Below are 16,355 nucleotides of genomic sequence, written 5' to 3'. Positions count from 1 at the left end.
CCGTTAATCTTTGTTATAAATATCCAGAAGTACACGAATTTCAAGAATCAGCCGATCCACATCTTCTTTATTGGTACCGTCGTAAAACCCTCTGACAATCCCCTCTTTATCTACCAGTACCAACTTTTCGCTATGGATAAAAGTTTCGTCAGGTTTACCCTCTTTCACGCCTGCATCGACCGTTGGCAAGTAGTATCCATGCATCGCTAAATCATAGATCGCAGCCTTGTCTCCAGTCAGGAAATACCACTTTCCCGGAATAGCTTCATATTTCTGTGCATAGGCTTTCAACTGCGCAGGCCGATCATGCTCTGGGTCGACAGTGTGCGACAAAAAAACAATAGAAGGATTCTCCCGAAAAATATCCTGAACACGAGTGAGCTGAGACGAAATACGCGGACAAATAGTGCCACAACGTGTAAAGAAAAAGTCAGCTACGTAAATCTTATTCTTAACAATTGACTGATCGACCGTTTTCCCATCCTGATCGATCAGCCGGAACGGGGGAATGTGATTATAAACCGTGTCGGTTATTACGCTGCCATCTTGTAAGGTCACTTTCCCCATTAATGGCTCTCCTTTCGTCGAGTCAATTTTGGGTAGATAACGAGGCAAAACATAATGGTTTTGCGTACCAAACCGAAGGAATAAATACAACAAAGCCGGGACCAGCAGCGTAGCGAGCAGGATCCCGGCTTTTTGATTAGTACTCATAGTATCAACCGAATACTGAAACGCCAATCCAGGCTCCTTCAGTCATCAAGGCAACTAATAACCAAATAACAAAAACAATCGGAATGACGATAGCCCAAATCAGGCTCTTTACTTCATGTTTCAGGTGCATAAACTCGCCAACAATATAGAAGGCTTTCACCAATGTCATGATAACGAAGAACGATGTGCGTAAGCCACCCGCTTTCATTAAGTAAGCAAGGGTAAATTCAACAGCTGTTATAGCTGAAAGAATCCAGAAAGTACGCCAGATAGCACCTGTATTTGCGGGTGGGATTTCACCAACTTCATGGGTCCCGTGTGTGTGATCAGACATTTTTAAAGGTGGTTATTAAACCAGATAGAAGAACGTGAATACAAATACCCAAACCAGATCGACAAAGTGCCAGTACAGACCAACTTTCTCAACCATTTCGTAATGACCCCGACGAGCATACAGGCCAGTGGCTGCTCGGTAGAAAATCAGAATATTCAGGATAACACCACTAAATACGTGTGTACCGTGGAAACCAGTGATGAAGAAGAACAAGTCAGCAAAAGCCGGAGGTCCGTATTGGTTCTCAACCAGATTAGCACCAAAAATAGTCCGTTGAATCGTTTGGCCATTGACAATTTCACTAATTGTCGTACCTGTTTCTGTCCCATGAATAAAGTGCGACCACTCCCAGGCCTGGCTACCCAGGAACGTAAAACCACCTAAAATAGTCCAGAGCATGTATTTTTCAACATCCGCCTGATCCATCCGATGTCCCGCTTCGACGGCTAACACCATGGTAACACTACTAAAGATCAGGATAAATGTCATGATCCCTACAAAGATCAGTGGAGCGTGTACACCATGCAGGAAGGGAACGGCAGCATACACCATTTCAGGTGTTGGCCAGTATAGGTTTGAGAATTTAAATACCTCCCCATAAATAGCCGGGTCCCAGGCTGGATAGCTAAACCGAATCAGACCATAAGTTACCAGCAAAGCTGAGAACGTAAAGGTATCAGAGATCAGGAAGAACCACATCATCAGCTTGCCGTAGCTCACTTTCATTGGTTCAACACCACCCATCCAGGTTTTCTTATCGAAAATAGCGTCCGAGTCGGTTGTTAGGGTATCGTGTGTTACAGTAGCCGCCATGCGTCTAAGAGATTATCAATGAAAATAGACTAAAAAGAAAAACAAATACAACCACAAAATATCTAAGAAATGCCAATACGTTGCCGCAATCTCAATTTGATTCAGGCTCTTGGCATGGATTCGGAGTCGGAACGCAGCTACCAGCGCAAACACCAGTACGATAATACCAGAGATAAGGTGGAAACCATGTAATCCTGTAAAGATGTACATGAATGAACCTGCAGGATTACCAACGAAAAATACGTTTTCATTGACCAGATCAACCCATCCCAGGAACTGCATGTACAAAAAAATCGCCCCAAGCACAAAAGTAATAGTTATCGCAATTTTCAGATTGTCAAAGTTGTCTTTTTTTGCAGACAAGTAAGCCCAGTGCATAGTTAAACTACTAATTACCAGTACGACCGAACTATAATAAAAAATAGACGGTATAGCATACTCCAGCCAGTTCCCTTCTGCTCTGCGTACCAGATACGCGCTGGTCATAGCGGCAAAGAGCATAATAATACTAACAATGAATAACCATAAGATGAATTTACGGGGATTCATCGAGAGCGTTTCTTCCGGCTCTTCAACTAAGGTTATGTTATTTACTAATTCGCTCATGATTTGTTGTTACACTTTATCTAACAGATACACAATCTGCACGATAGGCAGATAAAGCAATGAGCCAAACATCATTTGCAGGGCTGCCTTATCCGTACAGGTTCTCATTAAATGGAACGTTTGCGCCAAAAACAAGATTCCACCAAACATGGCTACTAATGCCGAATTAATGCCTGTCATTCCCAGAAAATACGGTAGCCAACCAATTGGGACTAAAAACAGCGTATAAATCATAATACGAAACGCTGTTTCGGTTGTTTTACCATCACCAGGCATCATCTGTATACCTGCTTTCTTGTATTGATCGAAGGCAAGCCAGCCAATTGCCCAGAAATGCGGAAATTGCCAGAAAAATTGAATTGCAAACAGAATGCCAGGAGCCCAGCCAAAATGGTTTGTTGCAGCCACCCAGCCAATCATTGGAGGAAAAGCACCAGGTAAGGCACCTACAAATACGGCAATTTGCCCTTTCCGCTTGAGCGGAGTGTAAACAAACCCATAGAGCAGCAATGATAAAACAGCCAACGCTGCTGCCCGTATATTAAAAACTTCTACGAATAGATAGCAGCCAATTGCAAATAAGACAAACGCAAAGGTTGCCGCTTCTCGCACCGTCAGCCGTCCTGTTGGCAAGGGCCGCACTGAGGTACGCTTCATCAGCTTATCTGAATCTTTCTCGATTATCTGATTGATAATATTTGCCGAGCCGGTTATAGCGATAGAGGCAATAACTAATAGGATAAGCTTTAGCCAATTGACCTGATCGCTCGCTAAGCAATAGCCAAACACTCCCGAGAAAACAACGGCCAGCGTTAGCTTTAACTTTATTAATTCAACGTATGCCTTCGCCTTATCACTAAACGCACCTATCGTTACTAATCTCTCCGTATCAAGCATGGGCTACTTCCATATTTCGCTTAACAGTCTTTGGTAAACTAATACCTGGTGTTAATGCGAGTACTGCAATAAACTGTAAGCCGACCAAAAGAATAGCCAACAATAAATGAATTGGCTGAGCCACGGCTGGCACATTCAAATAAGCCATAACAACGCCTGTCCCTATTTCTAATAGAAGACAAGCAAGTAAACCGTTCACTACCCAGGTCAAATTTTTGAATTTGCCCAACTTACGTAGCTGATAAATTAGGGTTAAATGCCCGGTCAATACTACCAGCGAAAACGAACGATGCACATAAAAGCGCCAATCCAGGCTACTGATCCAATTTTGGCGTTGAACATAACCCAGTTTTTTAACAACAAGGTCCAGCGCTTCTCTTACCTCAGTTCCTAATACAATCTGTCCGATTGTTATAATAGTCAACCCTAGTGCCAACCAGCGTAATCCAACTTCTTTTTGTTGTGCTATATTAACGACTACTTGAGCAGCTCGAGAACGAACCCATACAAAAAGTAGGGCAAAAACAACTAAAATAGCCAGCAGCATATGAATGGTAATCATGTACTGGGCCAGCTCCGTCGATACTACTTTAGACCCTAGCCATCCGTTCAGGCCAATTAGGAAGAAAGCCGTAAAGCTTCCCCAAACAATGGCTTTATCTTTTTGCCAAAATGAAAGTGATGTCAATAAGGTGGCGAAAACCAAGAAGCCAGCTAGGACACCAACCAAACGGTTCACATACTCGATCCAGGTCTTTACGGGATTGAATTCAACCTCCCCTTTCAACTTGGCCCCGTATATCTCCTGATAGTTAGCCGGAAGCTGGGAAATTTCGGTTGGGGGAATCCAACGGCCAAAACATTTCGGCCAGTCTGGACAGCCCATTCCAGAGCCAGTCCCTCTAACAATACCACCGGCCAAAATGACCAGATAAATGGCAACAATTGTCAGTAGGGCCAGACTCTGGAAGCGCTGTTCCTGTTTATTAATGAGGCTGGTTGAACTGGTCATTCAGATTTTGTGCCTCAATTTCTTTCTCCAGGCCAATCAACTCATTTTCATGAGGCAGGTTTGATTCTGGAGTTTGTGAGTAAGGCACGTTTTGGGGAATGAAATCATCCTTAGCGCCTGGCTTACTATAATCATAGGCCCAACGATAAACAGCAGGAATTTCACCAGGCCAGTTTCCATGTCCAGGATTAATTGGCGCCGTCCATTCTAATGTGTTGGATTTCCATGGATTCTGCGGAGCCTTCCGACCTTTAAACATGCTATACACGAAGTTCCAGATGAAAATCCACTGGGCTGTAAACGTAAAGATAGCAGCAAGGCTAATGAAGCTGTTCATATCAGCGAAGATGTTCTTCGTGAAATCATAGCTTGTAAAGGCATAATACCGACGCGGGAACCCTGAAATCCCGATGTAGTGCATTGGGAAGAATACCAGATAGATACCAATAAAGGTCAGCCAGAAGTGAACATAGCCAAGCTTCTCGTTCAACATACGGCCAAACATTTTTGGGAACCAGTGATAAACCCCAGCTAACAGACCGAATGCAGAAGCAGCACCCATTACCAGGTGGAAGTGAGCCACTACGAAATACGTATCGTGCAATTGAATATCCAGAGCTGAGTTACCCAGGATAATACCCGTCAAACCTCCCGAAATAAAGAACGATACAAGTCCGATTGAGAACAGCATAGCTGGTGTAAACCGGATATTCCCACGCCATAGCGTTGTAATGTAGTTGAACGCTTTTACAGCCGATGGTACCGCAATGATCAGCGTCAGGAACATGAAGATTGAGCCTAGGAAAGGATTCATCCCTGTTACAAACATATGGTGAGCCCATACGATAAAGGCCAGAAATGCAATACCCATCATGGAGGCAATCATAGCACGGTAGCCGAAGATAGGCTTACGTGAGTTGGTTGCAATAATCTCTGAAGTCATACCCAGAGCAGGAAGTAGTACGATATACACCTCTGGGTGGCCCAGGAACCAGAACAAATGTTGGAACAGAATTGGGCTACCCCCTACATTTGGTAGTGCTTCACCCTTAATGTAGATTTCAGACAGATAGAAACTTGTACCGAAGCTACGGTCGAAGATCAACAGCAGTGCCGCCGAAAGAAGAACGGGGAATGAAATCAGACCGAGAACAGCCGTCAGGAAAAAGGCCCAGATCGTCAGTGGAAGTTTACTGAACGACATACCGCGAGTACGCAGGTTAATAACCGTCGTAATGTAGTTAATACCGCCTAACAACTGCGATACAATGAACAAAGCCATACTAATCAACCACAAGGTCATCCCAAGTTCAGACCCTTTATGTGCTTGGGGCAACGCACTTAATGGCGGATAAATTACCCAACCACCAGCCGCGGGACCTGTTTCAATGAACAAAGAACCCAGCATAATCATACTGGCTAGAAAGAAGAACCAGTAGGATAGCATATTCAGAAAGCCTGATGCCATGTCCCGTGCGCCTACTTGCAGCGGAATCAGAAAGTTCGAGAAGGTTCCACTCAAACCAGCCGTCAATACAAAGAATACCATGATGGTTCCGTGCATTGTTACTAGTGCCAGATAGAAATCTGGATCAAGCTTACCTGTTTCATTGATCCAGTTTCCGAGAATTGGCCGTAGGAAGTCGAGCTTCATAGTAGGAAAACCCAACTGAAGCCGGAACATTACCGATAGGCTAATACCAATGATTGACCAAATGATCCCTGAAATCAGGTATTGCTTCGCAATCGTTTTGTGATCTTCTGAAAATATGTACTTGCGCCAAAAACTTTGTGGCTCATGGTGGTCATGCTCTGCCGCATGGGCCACAGTTGCCGAGTTAGCTGCTACAGTCGCCATAGTATTTGGTTTCTTGTAAGTTTAGAAATTAACGGACTGCAGCGCTGGCTACAGTCTCTCCAGTTTTAACAATTGATGCCGTGGTTGTATCTGCAGGAGCAGCCGTTTCTGGGGCTGACAGATATTTAGCCGCTTTTGCTTTCAGGTTAGCTGGTATACGTGATGCCAGTTCGGGTGATGAAGTCAGCAAAGGCTTTTGTTCTTTGCACCATGCCTGCCAAGAAGCTTCATCCTCAACAACTAAACGAATTCGCATAGAGAAGTGTCCCTGACCACAAACTTCCGTACAAGCAATTTCATACGTAAAGTTCGGATTACCCGTTATATTCTTCATTTCATCCGTCGTTTTGTCGGCGGTGAACTGGAAACGGGTTGGCATACCAGGCACAGCATCCATTTTTACCCGCAGGTGAGGAATGAATACACTATGCAAAACGTCACGAGCGCGGATTTTCAGAAGAATAGGCTTATTAACTGGAATGTGCAGTTCCGAAGTCGAAACGAAATCATCGAACGATGATTCGTCTGTATAATCGATACCTGTTTCGTTGTTGCTATCAATCAGTTTGTAGTTAAACGCACCCAGTTTATTATTGTCAACGCCAGGATAGCGAGCAATCCAGTTGAACTGCTTACCTACCAATTCAAAGACTTGTGCATTTTCAGGAGCTTCGGCCATAATATCGCGCCATGCCCGCCATCCTGTAAATACAAGCAGCGCCATAACAACAGCCGGAATTACCGTCCAGATCAATTCCAGTTTATGGTTTTCTGGATAGTAAGAAGCTTTGTGTCCTGGTCGATACTGATAACGCCAGGCAAAGAAAAATAATAAGGCGTTTGTTACGATAAACGCAACAGTAATAATGCTCATCGACAGCCAGAAAAGAAAATCTGTATGGCGACCATGAGGACTAGCAGCTTCGGGCAGGAAAAATTGCCGGGCATGAAGAAATGACCAGATTGCCGCAATCAGACCTACAACAAAGAAAACAACCATCAATGCTGCATTTAAGCGATTACTCATGCCAATCCGATCTTCATCGACGGGACCTCTGGCAGTCTGTACTACGGCAGCCATCCGAGAAATGACCATCACTGCCAGTCCCAGAAAGATTACCGATAATATAGCGATTATATAAACCATTGTTCTGTACAGTTATTAATTAAATATCGTGATGCAGCGTTTCTTCTAGCATAGGGTGATTCTTTGGAATCAGGTTTGCCTTTGCTAGTTGAGAATAAAGCGACCAAACAAAACCAGAGGCAAAAATCAAGATCATCCCAAACTCCATAGGTCCGAATCCACCATGTTCTCCTACGGTTCCCGGCATAATATTATTATAGAAGTCGAAGTAGTGGCCTACAATAATACACCAGGCTGCCAATTTCAGAATAATATTCGTCCGTTTGGCATCCCTAGTCATCAGGATCAGGAAGGGGAAAACGAAGCACAAGAAGATATTAACGATAAATGGGACTTTATAGATTCCACCATATCCGCTAAAACGTTCACGATAATAGATGGTTTCCTCAGGCAGGTTAGCATAGTAGATCAGCATAAACTGTGCGAACCATACGTATGCCCAGAAGATTGTAAAAGCAAACATAAATTTGCCTAAATCGTGCAGATGGCTTTCATTAATCCATTGCATGTATCCTCGCTCACGTAACGTTACAACTGTCAGTGTAATAATAGCCAATCCAGTTACGTGCCAGCTTGCCAGTGTATACCAACCGAACATGGTACTGAACCAGTGCGTATCGATCGACATGACAAAATCCCAGGCTGATGTCGATGATGTTACTCCAAAGACAAGCAGGAAAGCTGTTCCAAACTTGATACTCTTTTCGTAGTAATCAGTACCACCATACAAGTCTTCCTGAAGTGAGAAATTACGCAGCATTCGCCATAAGCCGTACCATAAGACAAAATACAGGATAACCCGAGTCAAATAGAAAGGGGTATTAAGGAATCCTTTTTTTCCATTGATAATCGGATCAAATTCCGGGCTCGACTTATCAAATAGACCTGGGTGAGTCCAGTGAAACAGATCGTGACCAGCAATGAAAAATACAGCTAATACGGCTATCCCCATAAATGGCAAATAGGCTGGCATAGCTTCAGGAATACGCTTGAACGCAACCGACCAACCTGCTTGTGCCAGGTAGTTATAAGACATAAAAAACATGCCAATGACTGAAGCGCCTGTAAAATAAATAGCGTTCAGCCAAACATTAGCCCATAAGCGATTAGTCCATTTGTAGGCATGATGAGCTCCTTCATGAGCCTCATGCCCACCGGCGGTATGAGCTGCCACGTGGGTTTCGTGCGAACCAGCCCCTGATGCCAGAAGATATGCGCCGATCGCAACCAGCACTACTCCTACACCAAGGCCAATCATTATTCGACGCTTGGACTCTGCGGTAAATTCAAATTCTTCGTCTAAGGACGGTATTGCGTGAGCCGATGCCATTCTTAACAGTTTTCAGTTTTCAGTTTTCAGTCATTAGAAAAGGTGTATTGTTAACTCCTATCCTATGAGCTCAAAATTATCCTTGTTGTAATTTGTGTACATATTGTACAATTTTCCACCGATCTTCAGGTGTAATCTGCGACCCATGCGGCCACATACGGCCTTTCCCGTTTGTAATTACGTGAAAGATGTGTCCATCATTCAGTGTCTTCAATGCATCTGAAGAATAGTTTGGCACCCCTTTATATTCTTTACCGACCAGTCCATCACCTTTTCCTGTTTCACCATGGCAGTGGCTGCAGTAACGAGTATATAACGTTTTGCCTTCGGCCAATGACTGTTCGGTTTCCGGAATCGGGTTGGTCAGTACCCGCTCTGCAATCTCAATGCTGTCAGCCGGAATATTATAAATCATTAAATCAGTTTTGGCCTCAGCACCTTCTCCAAATTTTGTATGATAGTTTGGTCGAGCCACTGTTCCTCGAGCAGGCAGACGCATGTTCAGTCCCTGAGGGTTAATGGTATTTGGCCGAATCTGACGGTAAGGTTCATAACCTACCGCTTCATACATTTGAGGTGCATATTCAACGCCTGTATTATCGTGGCCTCTTTTACAGGACGTCCCTGTAATGATCAGTCCAATAATAGCCAGCGCGGTTACACTTGTATGTTTAGTAATCATTCCCATTCTGAATATTAGAACTGCTTAACATTTACTTCAGCAGCGCCTGATTTTTTCAGAATCTGCTCAATATCACTTTCACCGATATTATTTTGGTTCAGGTCGATTGCCATCGCAAATTTATTATCGGTCGTCCGAAGGTCAAACATAAGAGGCTTTACCGTTGGGCCCATTCCATTTGATATCAGGAAGGTGCCTACCATGCCCAAGGCACAAATAAGTACTGTTAACTCAAAAAAGATTGGTACATAAATAATTGGTGAGTACGAATCTTTCCCACCGACAATCATTGGCCAATCGAAACCTTCAGTATAAAACGTCAGGGCTAGCGCACAGAGGGTACCGGTCATACCAAACAAAAAGGCGGCAATACCCAGGCGCGTACGTGGGTGACCCAACGCAACGTCTAATCCGTGAATTGGGAAAGGTGAATAGACTTCATGAATCCGAACACCTGCTTTTTTAACTTCTTTAACGGCCTGTAAAACCACATCATCATCGTCGAAGATGCCGACTAGGAATTTACCGTTATCGTGTGCGTCTGACATACTTTATCCGGTTTACAGTTTGCGGTTTTCGGCAACATAATACCGGAAACCGCAAACCGAATAGGTTATTACTCTACGTTTTTGTTAAATGTTGGATTTGCAACGCGCTCACCTTTCGCAACGCCCGATACCGAAACCGGCAATTTCTCAGACGACGATTTGATAATGGTTTTAACTTCGGCCATGTTTACTACTGGCAGGAATTTCGAGAACAGTAGGAATAAGGTAAAGAAAAGACCAAACGAGAAAATGTAATCACTAATGTCAAACAAGGTTGGGTGGAACATGGCCCAGCTTGATGGCAGGTAATCGCGGTGCAACGAGGTAACGATAATTACAAATCGCTCAAACCACATACCAATGTTTACGACAACCGACAGAACAAAGGTCCAGACAATGCTCCGACGAATAGCCCGCGACCAGAACAGTTGGGGAGTAATTACGTTACATGTCATCATGGCCCAATAAGCCCACCAATAAGGCCCCGTTGCCCGGTTGATAAATGCATATGCTTCAAATTCAACACCCGAATACCAGGCGATGAAGAACTCTGTCAGATAGGCTACCCCTACAATTGAACCGGTCAGGGTAATGACCTTATTCATTGATTCGATGTGCTCAACTGTAATGTAATCTTCCAGTTTAAATACAACCCGGATGATAAGCACCAGGTTCTGTACCATGGCAAAGCCTGAGAAGATAGCACCAGCAACGAAGTATGGCGGGAAGATAGTTGTGTGCCAGCCTGGAATTACCGAGGTAGCAAAGTCCATACTTACAATTGTGTGTACAGACAGTACAAGGGGTGTAGACAGACCAGCCAGAATCAAGCTCATGTATTCATAACGAGCCCAGGTTTTTGCTGAACCATTCCAGCCCATCGCGAAAGCACCGTAGATATAGCGCGATACTTTGCTTTTTGCGCGGTCGCGAATGGTAGCCAGATCAGGAATAAGACCCATATACCAGAATACCAGCGATACAGTAAAGTAGGTACTGATAGCAAATACGTCCCAAACTAGCGGTGATTTGAAGTTAACCCAGAGAGAACCCAGTGTGTTAGGCAGTGGCAAACACCAGTAAGCTACCCAGGGCCGACCAGCGTGCATCATGATAAAGCTGGCCGCACAAATAACGGCGAAGATCGTCATGGCTTCAGCCGCCCGGTTTACCGCCGTCCGCCACTTCTGACGGAACAGTAACAAAATAGCCGAGATCAGCGTACCTGCGTGACCGATACCTACCCACCATACGAAGTTGGTAATATCCCAGGCCCAGCCGACGGTTTTGTTCAGCCCCCAAACGCCCAGACCTTCCCACCACGTCCAGAACAGACAGGCTGTTCCGTAAGTGAGAACAATCACCGCAATCGTGAAGGCAATGGTCCATTCACGGGTCGGATTGCCCTCAACCTGCTTACTAATATCCTCCGTTACGTCGGCGTAGGTTTTGCCACCGGTAACGAGAGGGGTTCTTACAGCTGATGTAACATGCGACATAATACTTACTGTATTTACGATTTACGATGTACGAATTACGATATCAGACGTTGAACTTATCCATCGTAAGTCGTAATTGAGTTTATGCAGGCGTTTCCTGCTTCGCGTTTTTGTTATCTTTTGCCTCTTCGTCCTTATTCCGAATTTTCGTCAAGTACGAAATTTGCGGCCGCACGTTAATTTCTTCCAATACGTGGAAAGCTCGTCCTTCCTGCTCGGCCATAACCACTTTCGAAACGGTACTTTCTGGGTTATTCAAATCACCGAAGATAATAGCGTTGGTTGGGCAAGACTGTGCACAAGCGGTCTGAATTTCATCCGGCGCTAACCGACGACGCTCTTTTTTAGCAGTCAGTTTACCTTCCTGAATCCGTTGTACGCAGAATGAACACTTCTCGATAACCCCCCGCGAACGAACCGTTACGTCTGGGTTAATGACCATTTTGCCCAGATCATTGTTAAAATGATAATCGAAATTATCGTTATCGAAGTACTTGAACCAGTTGAACCGTCGCACTTTGTAAGGACAGTTGTTCGCACAGTAACGAGTACCGATACAACGGTTGTACGTCATCTGGTTCAGACCTTCCGTACTGTGCGTCGTTGCCAATACTGGACATACCGTTTCACAGGGAGCATTGCTACAGTGCTGGCAAAGCATTGGCTGAAAGGTTACTTCCGGGTTAGCCGAAGCCACTTCCAAAGCAGTGTAGTCTTCAACATCAGCATCGCTACTGTAGTATCGGTCGATCCGCATCCAGTGCATTTCACGACGACGGAGTACTTCTTTCCGGCCAACTACCTGAATATTATTTTCAGCATTGCAAGCAACTACGCAAGTGCCGCAACCAATACAGGAGTTCAGGTCAATAACCATACCCCATGAATGGTTCGGCTTACCATATCCATTCCAAAGAGTAATGTCGGTTGGATTAACCGGACCTTCGGAGGTTTGTACTTTGGGCTCGTACCGGCCAGCTTTCGGATTTTTTTGGTAAGCCGCTAAAACAGTCTCCTGCAAAACAGCCTTACGACCCATCACAGTCTCGTGCGTCTGCGTTTGGGCAATTTCATGCGAACCGCTGGCTTTTTCTACTTTCGCGCTGAAAGACGCATAGGTAGCATAACCGCCAGTCAGGCTAACCAATGGGAAAGCATTTTTACCAACGCCATTGGCTGATTTACCAGCTTTCTCACGACCATACCCAATCGCAATCGACACTGTATTGTCGGCTTGTCCGGGTTGCACCAGTACAGGCAATTCGACCGACTTACCGTTAACCGTTACGGTTACCATGTCATTTTGAGCAACGCCTATTTCTTTCGCCGTTTTCTGTGAAAGGCATGCGTAGTTATCCCAACAAGCTTTCGAAACGGGATCTGGTAACTCCTGTAGCCAAGGGTTGTTAGCCATAGCGCCGGAACCTACACCAACTTTCTCGTAGAGAGACAGCTCCATACCTGTAGTTGGCTTATACCGTTGTGCAATGGCAGCTGCAGCTTGGGCTATGTTTCCCGTGAAGGAGGCACCACCTGCTGAAGCGGCTCCAGCATTTGGCTCCAACACACCGTCGTTCAGACATTTTACCCAGAATGCGTCGAACGAACTAAAGCCCGATGCCTGAGAATAGTGATTAGCACGCCAGTAATTTTTCAGGTAAGCCTGATAATCGGCTGATTTGCCCGCCCATTTCAATAGGCTTGACTGATACTGACGAGTTTTGAAGATTAGTGTGATCGCTGGCTGCATCAGGCTAAAGTAGCCTTGTTTTGGCTCAGCATCGCCCCAGCATTCCAGATAGTGTGGAGCAGGGGTAATGTATTTGGCTAATGATGCAGTTTCGTCGGCCCGGTCAGCAAATGATACAGACAGTTGAACTTTGGGTAACGCTTCAGCCAATTCAGCACCACGAGGATGATCGTAAACAGGGTTAGCAGCAATGAAGAACGCTGCACCAACCCGTCCACCTTTGATTTCATCGATGAATGCATTCATCTGCTGATCGTCACCCTGGCGATAATTTACCGGCGTATTGATGTCAATCGTTGTGCCATAGCTGCCCAACAGATTATTCAGCGCATTGACAATGGTCTGAACGTTCGGATCGTTCGAACCTGAAACAACCAATGCTTTACCACGTGAATTGGCCAGATCCGTAGCGGCTTTGTCCAGATGAGCGACATCAACTGATGGTGTGCTCAATGCCCCCCCGCCTACTTTGGCCGCAACCTTATTATAAAGTGCTGCAACAACTAACCCTTCCTGCGATGGCTTAATAGCTGTACGATAGTCCGCATTAGCCCCCGTCATCGAAAGGCCGGTCTCAAATTGATAATGGCGCGACATGGTTTTCTTTCCACCTGCCATAGCACCAACCTGACGACCTTTTGCATAAGCCCCCATGTATTCGATAGGCGCAATCCATGTTCCTAAGAAATCCGCACCGACGCTAACGATGGTTTGCGCCTTACTGAAATCATACGATGGAATAACGGCCTTACCAAACGAAGCCTGATTAGCCTGTTTGATTCCGAATACTGAGTTTGCATCGTACATGATATGACGAGCGGTTGGGTATTTCGCTACGAAATCAGCGATAACGGCTTTGGTAGCCGGGCTAAGAATCGTAGACGAAACAATCCGAATAGCACCACCTTTCGCAGCTACTGAACTCAGTTGACTAAGGATTTCGCGGTCGGCTGTATCCCAGTCGATATCAGCGTCGCCACGTTTGGGACCTTTTAGTTTATCAATATCGTAGAGCGAAAGCACCGAAGCCTGAGCCCGTGCAGTTGTCCTCCCTTTCGATATAGTTGATGATGGATTACCTTCTATTTTGATAGGCCGACCTTCACGTGTTTCTACTAGAACAGAAACATAATCGCCACCCTCTACGAAGGTGGATGCGTAATAGTCAGAAATTGAAGGGAAGGTAAATTCCGGTTTGTTGATATACGGGATGGCTTTATGAACCGGCGTTTCACAGGCGGCCAGCGACACAGCAGCCATACCAAATCCCATTACTTTCAGAAAGTCACGGCGTTGGGTGTTTGAGCCACCGAGCAAACCTTCTTCCAGGTCATTCGACGATTCGCTCAGGTCGGGGTTAGCAAATTCGCTGTTGGCATTCTTAACAAATGTAGCGTCGTTGCGTAACTCCTCGAGCCCTTTCCAATACCGTTTAGATGTATTTTCCATGCGTGTTGTATGCGGTAAGTACCCTATTGGTTGAGCTGGCCTACACGGCCCGGTGGATTAATAGTGACATTTTGAACATTCAAGGCCGCCAATGTTAGCTACTTTGAGCGGCTCTTTGCTTTCTTTCCGGTGCAACGCCACCAGCTTGTCGTAGTAAGCGTTGTCTTTCGTGTTCACATCCGTCCGGCGGTGACAATCAATACACCAGCCCATGGTCAGTGATGAACGAGCTTCAACCACTTCCATCTTCTCAATTTCACCGTGGCAGGTCTGACAGGCTACATTCCCAACGTTTACGTGCTGTGCGTGGTTGAAGTAAGCCAGATCAGGCAGGTTATGAACCCGAACCCATTCAATTGGCCGATTTTCTTCAATAGCCGTATAAATCTTCTGAATTTCGGGCGACTCTTTTTTGATAACGCCGTGGCAGTTCATACAGATGTTGGCGGCCGGAATGGTAGCGTTCTTACCTTTTTGTGCACCCGTGTGGCAGTAGTTACAATCAATTTTGTACTGACCAGCGTGCAGTTTATGCGAATACGCAATAGGTTGTTTCGGCGCATAACCTTGCTGAATACCTACGCCATAAGCACCATCGATGGTTTCTTTAGCAACCACTAACAAAAACAACCAGATGACGATTGTACGAAGCGTAGGATTGTTGAACGCGTTCGACAGACCTGTCTTCAACCGTTGGCCGAAGTTCGAAGGCACTTCTACCCCTTCAACTGTAGCTGGTGCTACTGCTTTCGACAGAATGCTTACAATGGCCAGCAGAACACCAAGCACAAGGAGCATAACGATCAACAAGGCAACCAGTACAAACGTGAATAGTTCTGAGGGGCCACTTGTTGTACCACCTCCCTGCTGACCTACTGGATTTTCGCCTGGCTTTGCTGTTTGACCTTCAGGAGCTGTGTTAGCCTGATCAATGTAGGCTAAGATACCATCGATATCGGCATCGGTTAAGCTGGGGAAGCTCGACATCTGCACTTTACCATTGGCGTTGAAGACCTGATTGGCATACTGGTCACCCGAAGCAATCAGAGCTGATGAATTCCGAATCCACTTGTGTAACCAATCTTTACCAGGGGTACGAGACTCTACACCTTTAAGACCAGGGCCTACAACTTTCTCGTCTGTCACCGCGTGACACTGAGCGCAGTTGTTTGTAAATAAGGTCTTCCCTTTTTCAACATCAGCACCACCAGCAGGTGCAGCGTCCTGTGCTCTCAACTGACTATTGGAAACCAATAGCATGAGCGTTAGGATCAGGGCCCCGCCAAGCTTGTATAAACGACTCATTTTATGAACTATATTAATTGAGTGAATCAACATAATCACTACCGCTTTTTATTTAGCGCCCAAAAGTACGACACGATTGCTGGATAGGCAAAAGTTGGTGTTTAGTTATTTGAGCACTCTTTTTTATTTATATTCTTTCTAATTAAGAGCCTTTTATCAACTCCTACGCCCGTTTAACTAATTCTTACTTGGTTGGGAGAAAATAAAAAATACCATCCCGCACGAGTTCAATTGAAGTCGGACAAGATGGTAAAGTTGGCAATTTGCTTACTGATTTTGAAGAGGTTCCGAGCGGATTCGAACCGCTGTACGAGGTTTTGCAGACCACTGCCTAGCCACTCGGCCACGGAACCTTATTTCCCTTTCACTTGAAGAGCCATGCTTTCGGGACTGCAAATATACGATTTTATC

14 protein-coding genes and 1 tRNA gene are annotated in these 16,355 nt (G+C 45.3%); all 15 read right to left on the bottom strand.

The window, feature by feature from the left end; all coding sequences use genetic code 11:
- Window positions 1-3: 3 nt before the first annotated feature.
- The 15 genes from B5M13_RS01285 to B5M13_RS01215 all read right to left on the bottom strand — a co-directional run bounded on the left by B5M13_RS01285 (window position 4) and on the right by B5M13_RS01215 (window position 16,297).
- Window positions 4-714, bottom strand: a complete 711-nt coding sequence (locus B5M13_RS01285; RefSeq protein ID WP_080053940.1) for an SCO family protein — start codon at window positions 712-714, stop codon at window positions 4-6.
- A 4-nt stretch (window positions 715-718) separates the two neighbouring features.
- Entirely contained in the window at window positions 719-1,048 is a 330-nt protein-coding gene (locus B5M13_RS01280; RefSeq protein ID WP_080053939.1) for a cytochrome C oxidase subunit IV family protein, read from the bottom strand.
- Window positions 1,049-1,063: 15 nt separating this feature from the next.
- Complete coding sequence (locus tag B5M13_RS01275; protein WP_020598557.1) at window positions 1,064-1,861, bottom strand: cytochrome c oxidase subunit 3; 798 nt, start codon at window positions 1,859-1,861, stop codon at window positions 1,064-1,066.
- A gap of 15 nt (window positions 1,862-1,876) precedes the next feature.
- Window positions 1,877-2,467 (bottom strand): cytochrome c oxidase subunit 3, encoded by a 591-nt coding sequence (locus B5M13_RS01270; RefSeq protein ID WP_080053938.1) that lies wholly within the window; start codon window positions 2,465-2,467, stop codon window positions 1,877-1,879.
- A 9-nt stretch (window positions 2,468-2,476) separates the two neighbouring features.
- Window positions 2,477-3,364 (bottom strand): heme o synthase, encoded by an 888-nt coding sequence (cyoE, locus tag B5M13_RS01265; protein ID WP_080053937.1) that lies wholly within the window; start codon window positions 3,362-3,364, stop codon window positions 2,477-2,479.
- Window positions 3,357-4,376 carry a COX15/CtaA family protein gene (locus tag B5M13_RS01260; RefSeq protein ID WP_080053936.1) on the bottom strand — a complete coding sequence of 340 codons (1,020 nt, stop codon included), beginning with the start codon at window positions 4,374-4,376 and terminating at the stop codon, window positions 3,357-3,359. Before B5M13_RS01260 ends, cyoE begins: the two co-directional genes overlap by 8 nt.
- Complete coding sequence (locus B5M13_RS01255; RefSeq protein WP_080053935.1) at window positions 4,351-6,234, bottom strand: cytochrome c oxidase subunit I; 1,884 nt, start codon at window positions 6,232-6,234, stop codon at window positions 4,351-4,353. Before B5M13_RS01255 ends, B5M13_RS01260 begins: the two co-directional genes overlap by 26 nt.
- 28 nt (window positions 6,235-6,262) lie before the next feature.
- Window positions 6,263-7,381, bottom strand: a complete 1,119-nt coding sequence (locus B5M13_RS01250) for a cytochrome c oxidase subunit II (protein WP_080053934.1) — start codon at window positions 7,379-7,381, stop codon at window positions 6,263-6,265.
- A 19-nt stretch (window positions 7,382-7,400) separates the two neighbouring features.
- The gene (locus B5M13_RS01245) at window positions 7,401-8,711 is read right to left on the bottom strand and encodes a quinol:cytochrome C oxidoreductase (protein ID WP_080053933.1); all 1,311 of its coding nucleotides are present in this window, start codon (window positions 8,709-8,711) and stop codon (window positions 7,401-7,403) included.
- A 76-nt stretch (window positions 8,712-8,787) separates the two neighbouring features.
- On the bottom strand, window positions 8,788-9,393 hold the full coding sequence (locus B5M13_RS01240; protein ID WP_170061073.1) for a c-type cytochrome: 606 nt from the start codon (window positions 9,391-9,393) through the stop codon (window positions 8,788-8,790).
- A 14-nt stretch (window positions 9,394-9,407) separates the two neighbouring features.
- Window positions 9,408-9,941: a DUF3341 domain-containing protein gene (locus tag B5M13_RS01235; RefSeq protein ID WP_080053931.1), complete on the bottom strand. Its 534-nt coding sequence runs from the start codon at window positions 9,939-9,941 to the stop codon at window positions 9,408-9,410.
- Between the two features lie 68 nt (window positions 9,942-10,009).
- On the bottom strand, window positions 10,010-11,440 hold the full coding sequence (nrfD, locus tag B5M13_RS01230) for an NrfD/PsrC family molybdoenzyme membrane anchor subunit (protein ID WP_080053930.1): 1,431 nt from the start codon (window positions 11,438-11,440) through the stop codon (window positions 10,010-10,012).
- Window positions 11,441-11,522: 82 nt separating this feature from the next.
- Entirely contained in the window at window positions 11,523-14,639 is a 3,117-nt protein-coding gene (locus B5M13_RS01225) for a TAT-variant-translocated molybdopterin oxidoreductase (protein WP_080053929.1), read from the bottom strand.
- 57 nt (window positions 14,640-14,696) lie between these two features.
- On the bottom strand, window positions 14,697-15,944 hold the full coding sequence (locus B5M13_RS01220; RefSeq protein ID WP_245859663.1) for a c-type cytochrome: 1,248 nt from the start codon (window positions 15,942-15,944) through the stop codon (window positions 14,697-14,699).
- Window positions 15,945-16,226: 282 nt separating this feature from the next.
- Window positions 16,227-16,297: transfer RNA gene (locus B5M13_RS01215), tRNA-Cys, on the bottom strand.
- Between the last annotated feature and the right edge of the window lie 58 nt (window positions 16,298-16,355).

It is taken from the genome of Spirosoma aerolatum, from assembly GCF_002056795.1.
In the GTDB taxonomy this organism is placed as follows: Bacteria; Bacteroidota; Bacteroidia; order Cytophagales; family Spirosomataceae; genus Spirosoma; species Spirosoma aerolatum.
The sequence above is the reverse complement of the archived record's forward strand: the minus strand, read 5'-3'. Positions and strand labels throughout refer to the sequence as shown.